Origin of the sequence: Nonomuraea sp. NPDC049625, from assembly GCF_040675285.1 — a bacterium.
GTDB classification, from domain to species: Bacteria; Actinomycetota; Actinomycetes; order Streptosporangiales; family Streptosporangiaceae; genus Nonomuraea; species Nonomuraea angiospora_A.
The window spans coordinates 182,654-198,533 of record NZ_JBFAOQ010000003.1; the positions used below are offsets into that span (position 1 = coordinate 182,654).

Below are 15,880 nucleotides of genomic sequence, written 5' to 3' on the forward strand. Positions count from 1 at the left end.
GCCGGGGTGCTGGTACACGGGGTCTGGGCGGCCGGCGGGCTCGCCTTCTGGGCGGAGATCGCCGAGGCCGGCGACGCGTCCTCCGGGGCCGCCCCGCGCCGGCCGCAGCGCCATCCGACGGGGCCCGCGCCCCACCCGTTCGCCTCCCCCGCGTCCGGCGTCGCCGCCGCGCTCGGCCTCGACGACCCGCCGTCACGGACGCTGGAGCTGCTCCTGCCTGGCTCGGCCAAGGAGCCGCTGCCCTCGCCGGAGACCGGCCGGCTCGCGGAGACGACCCGGCCGCGGCTGCGCCTCTGGCAGGTCCCCGTCGTGGTGCCGCCCGCTTCGGAGGCCCTGCACGTGCTGGACGGGCACACCGGCACCGCGACCATGCGCCACTGGGCCGCCGTGGCGGCCTTCGCCCGCGACCTCGTACGCCGGGGCCGCGTCATCCCGCAGCTCGTCCCTTCCTCTGCGGGTGGCCGTGAGCCCGAGGACGCGATGGCCATGTGGGCCGTGCCGGAGGCCGACGCGCGGGCCGTGTGGCGGCCGGTGGTGACCGGGGCCGACGCCGGCTACTTCCGGGAGCTGGCGCTGGCCATGCCGCCCGCGTGCCGTACCTCCCAGGTCGAGCGGCCGTCCGCCGGCGTCCTGCTCGACGCCCTTGAGACGTTCGCCGACGCCCTCGTCCGCCAGACCCTCACCGAGCCGCTGGTCGCCCGGCCCAGGACGCTGCACGAACGCTGGCTGGCCGCCCTGACCGGCGTCGCGCCGCAGTGCCCCGACGTGCCCGGGCTGCGCGAGGAGCTGGAGCGGTGGCACGAGAGCGTCGCGTCGGCCGAGGGCGCGACCCGGGTGTGCTTCCGGCTGCTGGAGCCCGCCGACACCGAGGACTGGCGGGTCGAGCTGGCGCTGCAGGCCGCCGACGACCCCAGCCTGTACGTCCCCGCGGCCCACGTCTGGACCGGCGAGACGGTGACGGGGCTGCCCGGCAGGCCCGAACGCGACCTGCTGGCCGGGCTGGGCCGGGCCGTCCGGCTCTACCCGGAGCTCGACCGCGCCCTGCGCGGGCCCACGCCGAGCGAGCTGGCGCTGGACACGGCCGGCGCGTTCGGGTTCCTGCGACAGGCCGCGCCCCTGCTGCAGGCGGCCGGGTTCGGGGTGCAGCTGCCCCGCTGGGCCGGGCGTACGAGGCTGGGGCTGAAGCTGACCACCAGGGCCAAGGCGCAGACGGCGGCCACCGGGCAGGGGTTCGGCATGCGGGAGCTGGTCGACTTCCGCATCGACCTGGCGGTGGGCGACGAGACGATCAGCGAGGCGGAGCTGGCCGAGCTGGCCCGGCTGAAGGTGCCGCTGGTCCGGGTGCGCGGCCAGTGGGTGGAGCTGGACGACCGGCAGCTCAAGGCCGCGCTCAGGGCCGTGGAGGGCGCCCGTACGGGGGAGGCGAGCGCCGCCGACCTCCTGCGTCACGTGGTGCAGGAGGACGACGCCGAGCTGCCGCTGCTGGAGATCGACGCCGACGGCGTGCTCGGCGACCTGCTGTCCGGCCAGGCCGAGCGGCGGCTGACGCCCATCGCGACCCCCGCGGGGCTGGACGCCACGCTCAGGCCCTACCAGGAGCGCGGCCTGGCATGGCTCAGCTTCCTGTCGGAGCTGGGCCTGGGCGGCGTCCTGGCCGACGACATGGGGCTGGGCAAGACGATCACCACGCTGGCCCTGCTCGTCCACGAGCGGGCCGGCGCGCCCACGCTGCTCGTCTGCCCGATGTCCCTGGTCGGCAACTGGCAGCGGGAGGCCGCCAGGTTCGCGCCCGGCCTGCGCGTCTACGTGCACCACGGCAGCGGGCGCGACGCGGCGCTGATCCCCGGCGCCGATCTGGTGATCACCACGTACGGCACCGCCCAGCGCGACCTCGAGACGCTCAAACGGCACGAGTGGCGCAGGGTCGTGTGCGACGAGGCCCAGGCGATCAAGAACAGCGGCACGCTCCAGGCCCAGGCCGTGCGCTCGATCCCCGCCGGCGGCCGGCTCGCCCTCACGGGCACCCCGGTCGAGAACCACCTGGCCGAGCTCTGGTCGATCATGGAGTTCGCCAACCCGGGGCTGCTGGGGCCGCGCTCGCGGTTCAGGACCCGCTTCCAGGAGCCCATCGAGGCCCAGCAGGACGAGCAGGCCGCGCGGGCGCTGAAGCGGGCGACGGGGCCGTTCATCCTGCGCCGCGTCAAGACCGACAAGTCGATCATCTCGGACCTGCCGGAGAAGCTGGAGGTCAAGGAGTGGTGCCCGCTCACCACGGAGCAGGCCACGCTCTACCAGGCGGTCGTGGACGACATGCTGGCCAAGATCGACGACAGCGAGGGCATCGAGCGGCGCGGCCTGGTCCTGGCCACCATGGCCAAACTGAAGCAGGTCTGCAACCACCCGGCCCACCTGCTCAAGGACGGCTCCCGCCTGGCGGGCCGGTCCGGCAAGCTCACCCGGCTGGAGCAGCTGTCCGAAGAAATCCTGGCCGAAGGCGAAAAGGCCCTGCTTTTCACGCAATATGCGGAGTTCGGCACCATGCTGCAGCCGTACCTCGCCCAGCGGCTCGACACCACGGTCCTGTGGCTGCACGGCGGCCTGCCGAAGAAGACCCGCGACCGCCTGGTCGACCGGTTCCAGAACGACGAGGAGCCGATGCTGTTCGTGCTGTCGCTCAAGGCGGCCGGGGTCGGGCTCAACCTGACCGCCGCCAACCACGTCGTCCACGTGGACCGCTGGTGGAACCCGGCCGTCGAGGACCAGGCCACCGACCGGGCGTTCCGCATCGGGCAGCGCAAGAACGTGCAGGTGCGCAAGCTCATCTGCGCGGGCACCCTCGAGGAGCGCGTCGACCAGATGATCGAGCGCAAGAAGGCCCTGGCCGAGCGGGTGGTGGGCACCGGGGAGGACTGGCTGACGGACCTGTCGACGGAGGAGCTGCGCGAGGTGTTCAGGCTCACGGCGGAGGGGGTGGGCGGATAGTGCCGGACTGGTTCCAGGCCACCAGGCCGATCAAGGTCGAGGGCGGCATCAGGGCCCGCACCCAGCGCGGGACCATCGGCTCCACGTGGTGGTCCAGGCGTTTCATCGACATCCTGGAGCGCGTCTGCGACAAGGGCCGGCTCTCGCGGGGCCGCGCCTACGCGCGCCAGGGCCAGGTCCTGTCGATCGACCTGTCCCCCGGCGAGGTCAGGGCCGCCGTCCAGGGCTCGCGGCGGGAGCCGTACGCGATCGTGGTCAGGATCGAGGCGTACGACGAGCGGCGCTGGGCCGTCATCGAGGAGGCGATCGCCGAGCAGGCCGTCCACCGGGCCAAGCTGCTGGCGGGAGAGATGCCGCCGGAGATCGAGGAGCTGTTCGCGGCGCTCGGGATCGACCTGTTCCCGCGCGATCTCGACATGGACTGCTCGTGCCCCGACTGGGGGTTCCCGTGCAAGCACCTGTCGGCGGTGCTCTACCTGCTGGCCGAGTCGTTCGACGACGACCCGTTCCTGGTGCTGGCCTGGCGCGGCCGGACCCGGGAGCAGCTGCTCGGCTCGCTGGCGGAGGACGCGCCCAGGCTGGAGGTGCGGGACGTGCCGTTCGCCGACCGGCTGGCCGACTTCTACGCGCCCGGCGCCACGGCGCACCGGCCCGAGCGCCGCCCCGCGGCCGCCGCTCCGGACCTGCTCCTGCGCGTCTTCCCGCCGCCCGCCGACCTGGCCCGCGCGCTCACCCCGGCGTACCGGCGGCTCGCCGGCTCCTGAGGCTCCGGGTGGTCAGCGGTCCTCGAAGGAGGAGGGCACCATCACGCGCACGCCGTTGGGGACCACGCGCAGCCGGATCGGGGTGCGCAGCCGTACCTCGCCGTCCACGTCGGCCGCCATCGGCGGGTCGGTCTCCAGCAGCATCTCCCGCCCCACCACGAACGGCCCGCCGGCCATGCTGCGCCACCGTCCGGTGGTCGCCCTGATCAGCGTCTCGCCGAGCAGGCGCAGCTTCTTGCCCGAACCGAGCTGGTAGGCCACCAGCATGCCGTTGTCGATGCTGATGTCCTTGGCCACCTGCCAGCCGCCGTGGAAGCGGCCGTTGGCGATGTTGAGCTGGTGGGTGAGCAGCTCGTGGCGCTGCCCCTCGACCGTGATGTACGCGCGGAACGGCGTGTGCCCCGGCAGGATCGTCAGGGCGGTCAGCGGGTAGGCCGGGCGCCCCACGATGCGCTTGAGCCACGGCTTGACCTTGCCCGCCACCTCGACGGACACCCCGAAGCTGGCCAGGTTGGCGAACGGCCGGTCGTCGGCCATCCCCAGGTCGATGTCGGCCACCTTGCCCTCGGCGAACACCCTGATCGCCCCCGCCAGGTCGAGCGGCAGGCCGAGGCTGCGGGCGAAGTTGTTGGTGGTGCCCAGCGGGAGCACCCCGAGCGCCACGTCGCGGTGGGCCACATGGCGCACGGCCGAGGAGAGCGTGCCGTCGCCGCCGCCCACGACGAGCAGGTCGGGCTCGGTGGCCAGGGCCGCGTCGAGCAGCTCGCGCAGCCGCTTGGGGTTGTAGACCGACAGCTCCACCAGCGGCTCGAAGCCGAGGTTGTGGATCTGCTCGATCACCTCGAAATAGTGGCGGCGGCCGCGGCGCGAGCGAGTGTTCACCACCACTGCCACCTTGCGATCTCTCCGGATCGCCTCGGTGTGCTCGTCTTTGGTGCGCAATTCGCTCATGGTCATCAATGGTAGGTGCAGACCGCGCTGCCTAGGGTCGGCCGCCGGCACGCGGAAGGCCGCCGGGACACCCCGGCGGCCTTCTTGATCGTTACTTCTTCGGCGGGACGACCTGGACGATGGCGCCCAGGTTGCCCGGAAGCGGGCTCACCAGCTTGAACTGCACGCCCAGCGCCTTGCCCTCGTCACCGGGGTTGCCGGTGCCGAGCACCGAGCCGGCGGCCACCTGGCCGTACAGCTCCGTGGCGGGGGTGCCGTCCTGGTGCACCACTCGGCTGCTGTACGTCTGGTCGCCCTTCGACGGCACGACCGCCGAGGCGTCGAAGTCACGGTAGTAGAGACCACTGCCGATCAGCTCGAGGCCCGGGTACCAGGTCTTCGCGTCGGTGAAGGCCGGGACGCCCTTCTGCGCGGGCAGGTCCGTGCAGTACGCGCTGAACGGCTCGTCCGCCGCCTCCAGGCACTCCTTGAACGGGTACGTCTTGCCGAACCCGAACGCGGCGTTGGACGACTGGACGCGTCCCTGGAGGTTCTTCTGCAGCGTCGGGTCCTTCTCGGCCGCGGTCCCGGTGCGGCGCAGCGGGTCGAAGTGCGAGTCCACGACCAGCAGGCTGCCCTTGGGACCGAGGCTCGGCGGGAGCCGCAGGGTGTCGCCGACGTTGTTGTTGATGAACGTCGAGTCGCGGTACCACACCAGCAGGCCCGGCGCGTTGTACTTCAGCTTCTGCACCTTCCACGCCCCGTCGCGGGAGTAGTCGGTGTCGTAGGCGTACTGCAGGCCCTTGTCGAAGCCGTCGAAGTTGCGCCACTCGGCCAGGTAGAACCGGGAGATCTCGCGACTGCCGTTGTTGCGGGTCCAGCCGGTGCCGCTGGTGTTGGTGAACGTGCCGCCGACGGCCTTCCACCCGTTGTCGCCGTTCTCGACGTCGTCGCTCCACACGGACGTGCCGCCGTTGGTGAGCTGGAAGTCGTCGGCGTGCCAGCCGCGCTCCTGGAAGGCGGCGTCGGTGTTGTACGTCATCCGCAGCTTGATCGTCTTGCCGGCGAACGGCGTCAGGTTGACGTAGTCGTGCCGCCAGCCGCCGCTGTCACCGGTGAGGCCGTACTTCTTCTCGCCGAAGGCGTGCAGGTTGTTGTTCGGGTCCGGATAGTCGTCGGGCGTGCTGACCTCGGCGCCGGCCTCGTCGAAGACCTTCTGCTGGGCCCAGGTCTGGCCGCCGTCGGTCGAGACCTCGACGAAGCCGAAGTCCCAGTCCTGCTCGATCACGTAGTTGTTCCACATCCACAACTTGAGATCGGTGCCGGCGGGGACGGGCAGGTCGCGGGTCACCGTGAGGTTGGCCCAGTCCTGGTCGAGGCCGCTCCACCAGGCGTTCGAGCCGCTGTGGGGGTCGATCATCTTGAGCGGCGTGGAGGCCAGGTTGACCCGGACGCCGTCCTCGGTGAGCTTGGGCGTGCGCGAGGACTGCCCGACCGTGACGATCTTGGAGGCGTCGCCCGGGTTGAACGTCTTCGGGTTCGCCCAGCCGAGCACCCACTTGTCCCACAGACCCATGTGGGACGGCATCGACTGGAAGATCGGGCCGGAGTGGGAGCCGCTGGACATCAGGTCCCAGAAGTCCACGGCCGAGCTGGCCTGGCCCGAGGTGTCGTACAGGTCGGGCAGGCCAAGGTCGTGGCCGTACTCGTGGGCGAAGACGCCGACGCCGGAGTCCTCGGGCTGCACGATGTAGTTGGAGATCTTCTTGTCGGTGCCGGGGATCTTGTAGCCGCCGGCGACCGCGCTGGAGTGGGCCCAGATCGCGTACGTGCCCTCGGCGCCGCCGTCGGACGACTTGTCCTTGCCGGCGTGCACCAGCACCAGGTGGTCGATCACGCCGTCGGGCTCGTTGAAGTTGCCGTCACCGTCGGCGTCGGCGACGTCCTCGACGTCGTAGTCCGCCCACGGGAAGCTCGGCTGGGCCTTGACCAGGCTCTCCACCACGTCGATCGGCAACTGCTGGGCGCCGCGCGGGTTGTCGGGGTGGCCGGACATGTCCTGCGGAGGAGCGCCGCAGGCCGCGGCGCCGTACCAGGCCTCGGAGTGCGGGACCTTGATCCAGCCGGCCGCCGAGCCGGTGACGGAGTAGGCGCCCTTGGACATCTCCTCGTACATCTTCTTCATCGTGTAGCCGGAGATGTCGATGCCGGGCTTGCCGTCGCGCGGGTCCTTCAGGTCGGGGCGGACGCGCTCGGTGATGCCCTTGTCGGTGTAGAGCATCTTGTTGAAGTGCTCGGGGCTGAAGTCCTTGACCCAGAAGGAGTTGTTGTCCTTGTGCGGCAGCGTGGCCGGGTTGGGGATCTTGTTGTGGAGAGGCCCGTTCTTGAGCGTGCCGGGCGGCTCCACCACGCAGTCGTTCGCGTCGCTGTCGGTCGTGCGCGGCCGGTTGAAGCCCGAGAAGTCGTCGTTGGCCTGCTCGTTGAACTCGACGAGGATCGTCAGGAGCTTGGCCGTGCGGGTCTGCTTGGAGTTCTTGAAAATCCATTCAGCGGGATTGCGGCCGGTCCTGATGGCCTCGTTCTCGCGGGCGGCGAGAATGCGGCCGGCGGCCGGATTTCCACTGGTGAACTTGCGGTCGAACTTCTGTGCCGGACTGAGCGAGCGCTGGTTCTTGTCGTTGACCGACGGCTCCTGCGGGTCCTTCTCGACCGCCGGAGGAGCGTAGTTGATGTAGTAGTCCGCGGCGGTGGGCTCGTAGTTCGCGACGGACGCCGCCTGAGCCGTGGGCGCGGACAGGGCGGCGCCGAGAAGGGCGACCGCCGGCAATGCTGCTAATAAGCGCTTCGTGCTGGGCACCAGGAACCCTCTCTGCCCGGGGTCGCCGGGCGCATGGCCATAGGGGTGTGCAATGCCGGACGTTAGAGGGTGCTTCAACGAATAGTAAAGTACGTCGTTGAAATGTGATCAAAGGGGGACATTTAGCGCACCGTTGGCATAAGGAATCAGAACAATATGAGCCCCGCCACGATCCCGCCCGCGACGGCGCCGCCATAACAGATCACCGCGATGACCAGGTCGAACCTGGCGATGCCGAGCACCTCCTCGCTGGTGAACCTGACCCGGTGCGCGGCGTGGAAGAGGCACAGCACGGCGACCCCGAGCAGCGCGATCCGTACCGGCACGGGGTCGAGCAGCGCGCGCAGCTGCTCGGGGGCGGGCCAGTCGACCACGCCGAGCGGCATGAGCACCCCGAAGAGCAGCACGAGCACCGGCAGCACGAGCGCCGCCACCACTCCCCCGCCGCTGAAGAGCAGCCACAGGTACGGCTCCAGAGTGCGTCTCATGGCGACCTCAGGACGAAGTAGGCGATCAGGAGGGAGATCGCCACCCACGCCGAGTGGTTGCCGCCCTGGATCATCCAGGCGGGCACCCGCCAGCCGTCCAGGCGGACGACCGTGGCCTTGGGGGCGAGGTTGAGGAATGTGATCGTGTGGAAGACGGTCGCGGCCAGCGCGAGCACGTTGATCGCGATCATCCACGGCCGGGCGGCCAGCGCGGCGAACTCCTGGAGGGTGCCGCCGCGCACCGCGTCGGCGAACATCAGCACGAAGACGATCGACCAGGCCACGAAGACGCTGGTCAGCTCGCGCAGCACGAACACCGCGCAGTGGCGGGTGCGGACGAACCAGAGGTTGTCGCGCGGCGGGCGGTAGGCGGTCGTCATCGCCTGCTCCACGGCAGGACCGAACGCAGGGCTGCGGTCAGCTTGTAGCGCTGGATGGCCTCGGCCGGGTCCACGTGCTTGGGGCAGACCCGCGTGCACTCGCCGACGAACGTGCACCCCCAGACGGCGTCCTCCTGGTTGAGCACGTCGAACCGGTCGCCCATGTCGCGCGAGTCCAGGTTGTAGCGCTGGGCGAGCGCGATGGCGGCCGGGCCGAGGAAGTCGGGGTCGAGCACGTAGACGGGGCAGGCCGAGTAGCAGAGCAGGCAGTTGATGCACATGCTGTACTGCTTGTACGCCTCCAGCTGCTCGGGCGTCTGGGCGTACTCGGCGGTCAGCGGCAGCTCCTCGCCCTCCCTGATCAGCCAGGGCCGCACGGACGACAGCTTGGCCAGGAACCCGTCGATGTCCACGACCAGGTCCCTGATGACCGGGAAGCCCTTCAGCGGCTCGATCCTGATCGGGCCCGCGCCGAACTCGGTGAGGAAGGTGCCGCAGGTCAGCCTGGGCTCGCCGTTGACGGTCATGCCGCACGAGCCGCACACGCCCATCCGGCACGACCAGCGGTACGACAGGCTGCCGTCGAGCTGGTCCTTGATGTGGTTGAGGCCGTCGAGGACCGCCCAGTCGGCCATGAGCGGCACGTCGTACCCCTGGAACACCGGCTCCTCGTCCTCGCCGGGCCGGTACCGGGCCACCTCGACCCTGATCGTCGCCGTCCCATCAGTCACGTCCGTACACCCTTTCTCCCGGAGGCCAGCGGGTGATCGTCACGGGGAGCAGCCCGACGGACGGGGTGCCGTCGGGTGCGCGGTGCACCAGGGAGTGCGCGAGGTAGGCGGCGTCGTCCCTGGCCGGGAAGTCGGTGCGCTGGTGCGCGCCGCGCGACTCCTGCCGGTTCAGCGCGCAGGCCACGATGGTCTGCGCGACCTCCAGCATGGTGTGCAGCTCCTGCAGGTTGATCAGCTCGGTGTTGAACGCGGTGCTCGTGTCGTCGATGCGGACCTCCTCGGCGCGCTCGCGCAGCTCCGCGAGCGTGTCGACGGCCTTGGTGAGCACGTCGCCCGTGCGGTAGATGCCGGCGGCCCCTTCCAGAGTGTGCTGCATCTCCTCGCGCAGGTCGGCGATCCGCTCACCGGTGCTGCTGCCCTCCCGGACGCGTTCCAACCGGCGCCGCTCGTCGGCCCCCTGGCTCCGCACGGCGGCCGGCTCGCCGTCCCGGTGCGACCTGGCGAACTCGGCGGCGGCGATCCCGGCCCGGCGGCCGAAGACCAGGCACTCGGGCAGCGAGTTGGAGCCGAGCCGGTTGGCGCCGTTGATGCTCACGCAGGCGGTCTCCCCGGCCGCGAACAGCCCGGCGACGGGGGTGGCGCCGTCGATGTCGGTGTGGACGCCGCCCATCATGTAGTGCACGACCGGGCGCACCGGGATGAGGTCGGTGGCCGGGTCGAGGTTCTGGTAGCTGCGGCACAGCTCGCGTACGAACGGGATGCGGGCGTCGATCTTGCTCTCGCCCAGGTGGCGCAGGTCCAGGTAGACGACCGGGCCGTACGGGGTGTCCACCGTGCGGCCCTTCTGCTGCTCGTGCACGAACGCCTGGGAGAGGCGGTCGCGCGGGCCCAGCTCCATGCTGCGCAGCTTCGGCGTGGGCGTGGGCTTGCCGAGGTCGTAGTCCTGCAGGTAGCGGTAGCCGTCCTTGTTGATCAGCCAGCCGCCCTCGGCCCTGGCCGCCTCGGTGATGAGGATGCCGGTGAACGGCAGGCCCGTGGGGTGGTACTGGACGAACTCCATGTCCTTCAGCGGCGCTCCCGCCCGGTAGGCCAGGGCCATGCCGTCGCCGGTCTTGATGGCGGCGTTCGTGGTGAAGGGGAAGACGCGGCCGCAGCCGCCGGTGGCCAGGATGACGGTCCTGGCGGCGATGGTCTCGATGCGGCCGGTCCTGATCTCGACGGCCACGACGCCGTGGACGCGGCCGTCGTCGACGACGAGCTTGGTGACGTACCACTCGTCGTACCGCAACACGTCCTGATATTTCAGGGTTGTTTGGAACAAGGTGTGCAAGAGGTGGAAGCCCGTTTTGTCGGCCGCGTACCAGGTGCGCATCTTCTTCATGCCGCCGAACGGGCGGACCGCCACGCGCCCGTCGCTCTCCCGGCTCCAGGGGCAGCCCCAGTGCTCGAGCTGGATCAGCTCCTCGGGCGCCTCGGCCACGAACGCCTCGACGGCGTCCTGGTCGCACAGCCAGTCACCGCCGGAGATCGTGTCGTAGCAGTGCTCGTCGAGCGTGTCGCCGACGCCGATCACCCCGGCGGCGCCGCCCTCGGCGGAGACGGTGTGGCTGCGCATCGGATAGACCTTCGAGACGACCGCCACCTTCAGGGACGGGTCACTCTCGGCGACCGCGACGGCCGCCCGCAGGCCCGCTCCGCCTCCTCCGACGATGAGCACGTCGATCATTACGTCACTTCCCGTGGTCGGGTTGTATCGGGTCCTTCACCCGTTTGCCGTCGTGCCGGATGGCGGACAGGTGGATGCTGCCGTCGTGGTACTCGTGCCGGATCCGGCGGCAGCCGCAGTCGAAGAACTGGTCACGGATCACCAGGCCGTAGCCGTCGTCGTCGACGAGGCGCTCACCGCCGGACTTCTTCCCGCAGGGGGCCGTCTCGGGGGTGAAGGGGATTCGCGTGCCTGACATCGCCGATCTCCCTAGATAGGCGAAATTTCATGATCAGTCGGGATTCTCCGGGCGAGGCTCGGCCTCGGAGGCTTCGTCGTGCTCGACCCCGTGCTGCACCGCTGAGGGCAGCTCCGCCTGCTCGCGGGGGTAGTGCAGGTCGAAGGCGGGCCGTTCGGAGCGGATCGGGGGCATGCTGACGAAGTTGTGGCGCGGCGGCGGGCAACTGGTGGCCCATTCGAGGGAGCCGCCGTACCCCCACGGGTCGTCGAGGGTGACCTTGGGCGCGTACTTGGCCGTCTTCCAGACGTTGTAGAGGAACGGCAGCGTCGAGGCCCCGAGCAGGAACGCCCCGGCGGAGGAGAACTCGTTGAGCGCGGTGAAGCCGTCGCCCGGGCTGTAGTCGGCGTAGCGCCTGGGCATGCCGAGCATGCCGAGCCAGTGCTGCACCAGGAACGTGGTGTGGAAGCCGATGAACAGCGTCCAGAAGTGCACCTTGCCGAGGCGGTCGTCGAGCATCCGGCCGGTCATCTTCGGCCACCAGAAGTAGAAGCCGGAGAACATCGCGAACACGACCGTGCCGAAGACGACGTAATGGAAGTGCGCGACCACGAAGTACGTGTCGCTGATGTGGAAGTCGAGCGGCGGCGAGGCCAGGATGACCCCGGTGAGCCCGCCGAGCAGGAACGTCACCAGGAACCCGACGGCGAAGAGCATCGGCGTCTCGAAGCTCAGATGGCCCCGCCACATCGTGCCGATCCAGTTGAAGAACTTCACCCCGGTCGGCACCGCTATGAGGAACGTCATGAGCGAGAAGAACGGCAGCAGCACCTGGCCGGTCGGGAACATGTGGTGGGCCCACACGGTCATCGACAGCCCGGCGATGGTGATCGTCGCGCCGACGAGCCCCAGGTAGCCGAACAGCGGCTTGCGGCTGAAGACCGGGATCACCTCGGAGATGATCCCGAAGAACGGCAGCGCGATGATGTAGACCTCGGGGTGGCCGAAGAACCAGAACAGATGCTGCCAGAGCAGCGCGCCGCCGTTCTCGCTGTGGAAGACCTGCGTGCCCAGCTTGCGGTCCGACTCCAGCACCAGCAGCGCCGCGGCCAGCACGGGGAACGCCATCAGCACCATCATGCTGGTCAGCAGCACGGTCCAGGTGAACAGCGGCACCCGGAACATGGTCATGCCGGGCGCCCGCATGCCGATGATCGTGGTGATGAAGTTGACCGAGCCGAGGATCGTACCGAGACCCGACAGCGCCAGGCCCATGATCCACAGATCGCCGCCGATCTGCGGCGAGTACAGCGCCGTCGACAGCGGCGTGTAGGCGAACCAGCCGAAGTCCGCCGCCCCGCCCGGGGTGAAGAACCCGGCCACCACCATCAGCCCGCCGAACAGGAACATCCAGTACGCGACCGCGTTCAGCCGGGGGAAGGCCACGTCGGGCGCGCCGACCTGCAGCGGCATGACCACGTTCGCGAACCCCGCGAACAGCGGGGTGGCGAACAGCAGCAGCATCACCGTGCCGTGGATGGTGAACAGCTGGTTGTACTGCTGCTGGTTGACCAGCTGCATGCCGGGGGAGACGAGCTCGGCCCTGATGACCATGGCCATGAGGCCGGCCACGAGGAAGAACCCGAACGAGGTGATCAGGTAGAGATACCCGATGACCTTGTGGTCGGTCGTCGACAGCCAGGAGGCGAGGACGGTCCCGGTGCGGCGGCGCCTGACCTGCTCGATCGAGGTCTCGCGAACAGTCGTCACGGCTGCTCCCTCCAGTGCGGAGTGCTACCTGCGACGGACCGCTGGACGCCGCCCGCCTCAGGCGCGATTCGGCTACCTGCGGCGGACCGCCGGATGCGGCCCACCATGGCCTGCCCCGATCTACCCATTCCACGCCAAGCAGCGCCGCTCGGGAAGACGTTCTTTGACATTCGCACCGGAAGGTTTGACATGCGGGGGCGGCATGCGACCCATGCGTGATCGTCGCTGGTGGATCGGTTGAATCCGGCCTAGCGTTTCCAGGCGTGCCCATGACGCTCGGATTTCACCTGCCCAACGGCTACGCCGGCGCCGACCGGCGCGGCGCCGCCAGGATCGCCGCGCTGGCGGAGGAGCTGGGCTACGACTCGCTGTGGACGGCCGACCACGTGGTCCTGCCCAGCCCCCGGGTCGATCCCTCGCCGCTCGAACCCGGCGCGCCGCTGCTGGACGCCGTGGTCTCGCTGGCGTTCCTGGCCGCGCACACCGAGCGGATCCTGCTGGCCACCGGCTGCGTGGTGCTGCCCCAGCGCGACCCGCTGGTGCTGGCCAAGCAGCTGGCAAGCGTGGACGTGCTCAGCGGCGGACGGCTGGTGTTCGGGGCCGTGGCCGGCTACCTGGAGCCGGAGTTGCGCGCGCTCGGCGTGCCCCTGGAGGGCCGCGGCGAGCGTACGGCCGAGTACCTGCGGGCGATGCGCGCGCTGTGGGAGCAGGACGAGCCCGCCTTCCACGGCCGGTACGTCTCGTTCGAGGGTGTCGACGCCCATCCGCGCCCGCTCGGACGCGTGCCGGTCGTCATGGGCGGCCACACGCGCGCCGCCCACCGGCGGGCCGCCGAGCTGGCCGACGGCTGGTACGGCTGGATGCTGGGCCTGCGGGCGGCGGCGGCCCAGATCGAGTCCGTACGCGCCGAGGCCGCGGCGGCCGGCACCAGCCTCCACGTCTCGGTCACCCCGGCCCGCCCCCTCGACCCCGGGACCGTGCGCGCCTACGCGGACGCGGGAGTGGACCGGCTCATCCTGGCCCACCGCCCCGGGCTGTCCCTGCCGGAGGTGGAGGACTTCCTGCGCCGCAACGCCCCCGGCCGCCTCCTCGCCTGACGCGCCACATGTCCCACATTGCGGATATCCGCGGGCTCACCGGGTGAGGTCTTCTATCCTTCGTAGCCGGACCCGACTTCGGAGGAGAAGATCCCGTGACTGCTCAGGCTGACTACGCCGCCCTCGTCCAGCGAGGGCTCTCGCTCGACCTCACCAGGGGCAAGCCGTCGCCGCGCCAGCTCGATCTCTCCAACGACCTGCTCAAGCTGCCCACGTCCTACCGGGCGGCCGACGGCACCGACGGCCGCAACTACGGCAACCTGCAGGGCCTGACCGAGCTGCGCGAGCTGTTCGCGCCGCTGGTCCAGGTGCCCGCCGGCCAGCTCGTCGTCGGCGGCAACTCCAGCCTGGCCCTGATGCACGACACGATCGTGCACGCGCTGCTGACCAGGGTGCCGGGCGCCGCGCGGCGGTGGGTGGAGGAGCCGGAGGTCACGTTCCTGTGCCCGGTCCCCGGATACGACCGGCACTTCACGATCACCGAGCGGTTCGGGATCAAGATGGTGCCCGTCCCGATGAACGCCGAGGGCCCCGACATGGACGTGGTCGAGCGCCTGGTGGCCGCCGACGCGAGCGTCAAGGGCATCTGGTGCGTGCCGAAGTACAGCAACCCGTCCGGCGTCACCTACAGCGACGAGACGGTCCGCAGGCTGGCCGCCATGCCGGTCGCCGCGCCCGACTTCCGGATCTTCTGGGACAACGCGTACGCGGTGCACCACCTCACCGACACCCCGGACGAGCTGGCCGACCTGCTGACTCTGGCCGCCGAGCACGGCAACGCCGACCGCGTGTTCGTCTACGCCTCCACCTCCAAGGTGACGCTGGCGGGCTCCGGCGTGTCCTTCTTCGGCTCCTCGCCCGCGAACGTCGAGTGGTTCCTGCACAACACGGGCAAGCAGTCCATCGGCCCCGACAAGCTCAACCAGCTCCGCCACGTCGAGTTCCTGGGCGACCCGGCGGGCGTGGCCGCGCACATGCGGCGGCACGCGGAGCTGATCGGGCCGAAGTTCGAGCTGGTCGACAAGGTGCTGACCGAGCGGCTGGGCGACCTCGGCACCTGGACGAGCCCCGCGGGCGGCTACTTCATCAGCCTGGAGGTGCCGCACGCCGCCGAGGTGGTGGCCAGGGCCAAGGCCGCGGGCATCGCGCTGACGCCCGCGGGCGCGACGCACCCGTACGGCAAGGACGCCGCCGACCGCACGATCCGGATCGCCCCGACCTTCCCCGGGCTGGACGAGCTGGAGCAGGCCATCGAGGGCCTGGCCGTCTGCGCCCGCGCGGTGGCGGAGGAGCTGGGCTGAGCTAGCGGCCGTTCCTGAAGCCGAAGATGTACTCGCGCGTCTCGCTCGGATGGAACGAGACGCCGACCCCCGGCTCGAACACGACGTTGTCGCGCGCGCAGTAATAGAGGCCCTCCCACACGGCCAGGGCCTTCTCCCTGGCCGGGGCCTCGAGGGTGTCGCGCTTCCTGGCGCCGTACGAGCCGAGCACGTTCAGCAGCCCGAGCCCCCAGAACAGGCCGGTCAGGCAGAACGGGGCGAGCAGCACCTCGCCCCACTTGGGGTCCTGGCCCATGGCGATGACCAGCGACACGACCAGGTGCACCAGGGCCGCCACGAGGAGCAGGAGATAGCCCTGGTTCCTGGCCCACGGGGTGTAGTGGCGGCTGGGGAACGACAGCCAGACCGCGAGCTGCGTACGGCTCATGACGTGTTTCGAGGCGCCCAGCGCCGCCGCCGTGGGCAGGTCGGCGACCTCGCGCACGCCGGGCAGCCGCACTCTGCCGATCTTGTACGTGGTCCCGGAGGCCACCGCTCCGGGGACCGCGGCGACCTGGTCGGTCTCCGAACACACCGGGCACCTGACTTCCACCTGGGCAGTTTGGCCTTAAGTAACGACCTGCGCAAACCGGGAGGCGGAGCGTGTCCGGCCGGACCC

General features: G+C 70.4%; 13 protein-coding genes. 4 read left to right on the forward strand and 9 right to left on the reverse strand.

Going from position 1 to position 15,880, the window contains the following annotated elements; translation table 11 throughout:
• Window positions 1-6: 6 nt before the first annotated feature.
• Complete coding sequence (locus AB0J87_RS14385; protein WP_363965365.1) at window positions 7-2,982, forward strand: DEAD/DEAH box helicase; 2,976 nt, start codon at window positions 7-9, stop codon at window positions 2,980-2,982.
• Entirely contained in the window at window positions 2,982-3,746 is a 765-nt protein-coding gene (locus AB0J87_RS14390; RefSeq protein WP_363965367.1) for an SWIM zinc finger family protein, read from the forward strand. The genes AB0J87_RS14385 and AB0J87_RS14390 overlap by 1 nt, the downstream gene beginning before the upstream one ends.
• Window positions 3,747-3,758: 12 nt before the next feature.
• Here the strand turns inward: AB0J87_RS14390 and AB0J87_RS14395 are convergent, their stop codons facing one another.
• The 8 genes from AB0J87_RS14395 to ctaD form a co-directional block, all read right to left on the reverse strand.
• A complete protein-coding gene (locus tag AB0J87_RS14395) occupies window positions 3,759-4,697 on the reverse strand; it encodes a diacylglycerol kinase family protein (RefSeq protein WP_350722214.1) in 939 nt (312 codons plus the stop codon).
• A 91-nt stretch (window positions 4,698-4,788) separates the two neighbouring features.
• Entirely contained in the window at window positions 4,789-7,503 is a 2,715-nt protein-coding gene (locus tag AB0J87_RS14400) for an immune inhibitor A domain-containing protein (RefSeq protein ID WP_363965370.1), read from the reverse strand.
• Window positions 7,504-7,679: 176 nt separating this feature from the next.
• Window positions 7,680-8,021 carry a fumarate reductase subunit FrdD gene (gene frdD, locus AB0J87_RS14405; RefSeq protein WP_363965372.1) on the reverse strand — a complete coding sequence of 114 codons (342 nt, stop codon included), beginning with the start codon at window positions 8,019-8,021 and terminating at the stop codon, window positions 7,680-7,682.
• Window positions 8,018-8,401: a hypothetical protein gene (locus AB0J87_RS14410; RefSeq protein ID WP_363965374.1), complete on the reverse strand. Its 384-nt coding sequence runs from the start codon at window positions 8,399-8,401 to the stop codon at window positions 8,018-8,020. Before AB0J87_RS14410 ends, frdD begins: the two co-directional genes overlap by 4 nt.
• Window positions 8,398-9,132 carry a succinate dehydrogenase iron-sulfur subunit gene (gene sdhB, locus AB0J87_RS14415; RefSeq protein ID WP_350722219.1) on the reverse strand — a complete coding sequence of 245 codons (735 nt, stop codon included), beginning with the start codon at window positions 9,130-9,132 and terminating at the stop codon, window positions 8,398-8,400. The genes AB0J87_RS14410 and sdhB overlap by 4 nt, the downstream gene beginning before the upstream one ends.
• Window positions 9,125-10,858, reverse strand: coding sequence for a fumarate reductase (quinol) flavoprotein subunit (gene frdA, locus AB0J87_RS14420; RefSeq protein WP_363965377.1), 1,734 nt, complete (start codon window positions 10,856-10,858; stop codon window positions 9,125-9,127). The genes sdhB and frdA overlap by 8 nt, the downstream gene beginning before the upstream one ends.
• 4 nt (window positions 10,859-10,862) lie before the next feature.
• Window positions 10,863-11,096: a hypothetical protein gene (locus tag AB0J87_RS14425; protein WP_350722223.1), complete on the reverse strand. Its 234-nt coding sequence runs from the start codon at window positions 11,094-11,096 to the stop codon at window positions 10,863-10,865.
• Between the two features lie 33 nt (window positions 11,097-11,129).
• The gene (gene ctaD, locus AB0J87_RS14430; protein ID WP_363965379.1) at window positions 11,130-12,845 is read right to left on the reverse strand and encodes a cytochrome c oxidase subunit I; all 1,716 of its coding nucleotides are present in this window, start codon (window positions 12,843-12,845) and stop codon (window positions 11,130-11,132) included.
• A gap of 269 nt (window positions 12,846-13,114) precedes the next feature.
• Here ctaD and AB0J87_RS14435 point away from each other — a divergent pair, with 269 nt between their 5' ends.
• A complete protein-coding gene (locus AB0J87_RS14435; protein WP_363965381.1) occupies window positions 13,115-13,942 on the forward strand; it encodes a TIGR03619 family F420-dependent LLM class oxidoreductase in 828 nt (275 codons plus the stop codon).
• Window positions 13,943-14,037: 95 nt separating this feature from the next.
• A complete protein-coding gene (locus AB0J87_RS14440) occupies window positions 14,038-15,243 on the forward strand; it encodes an aminotransferase class I/II-fold pyridoxal phosphate-dependent enzyme (protein ID WP_363965383.1) in 1,206 nt (401 codons plus the stop codon).
• A gap of 1 nt (window position 15,244) precedes the next feature.
• Here AB0J87_RS14440 and AB0J87_RS14445 read toward each other — a convergent pair whose 3' ends face one another.
• Window positions 15,245-15,814: a hypothetical protein gene (locus AB0J87_RS14445; RefSeq protein WP_350722230.1), complete on the reverse strand. Its 570-nt coding sequence runs from the start codon at window positions 15,812-15,814 to the stop codon at window positions 15,245-15,247.
• Window positions 15,815-15,880: the final 66 nt, after the last annotated feature.

Coding starts and splice junctions, on each gene's coding strand:
- AB0J87_RS14395 (WP_350722214.1), bottom strand. CDS start 4,697: ATGAGCGAATTGCGCACCAAAGACGAGCACACCGAGGCGATCCGGAGA.
- frdD (WP_363965372.1), bottom strand. CDS start 8,021: ATGAGACGCACTCTGGAGCCGTACCTGTGGCTGCTCTTCAGCGGCGGG.
- AB0J87_RS14410 (WP_363965374.1), bottom strand. CDS start 8,401: ATGACGACCGCCTACCGCCCGCCGCGCGACAACCTCTGGTTCGTCCGC.
- frdA (WP_363965377.1), bottom strand. CDS start 10,858: ATGATCGACGTGCTCATCGTCGGAGGAGGCGGAGCGGGCCTGCGGGCG.
- AB0J87_RS14425 (WP_350722223.1), bottom strand. CDS start 11,096: ATGTCAGGCACGCGAATCCCCTTCACCCCCGAGACGGCCCCCTGCGGG.
- AB0J87_RS14435 (WP_363965381.1), top strand. CDS start 13,115: ATGACGCTCGGATTTCACCTGCCCAACGGCTACGCCGGCGCCGACCGG.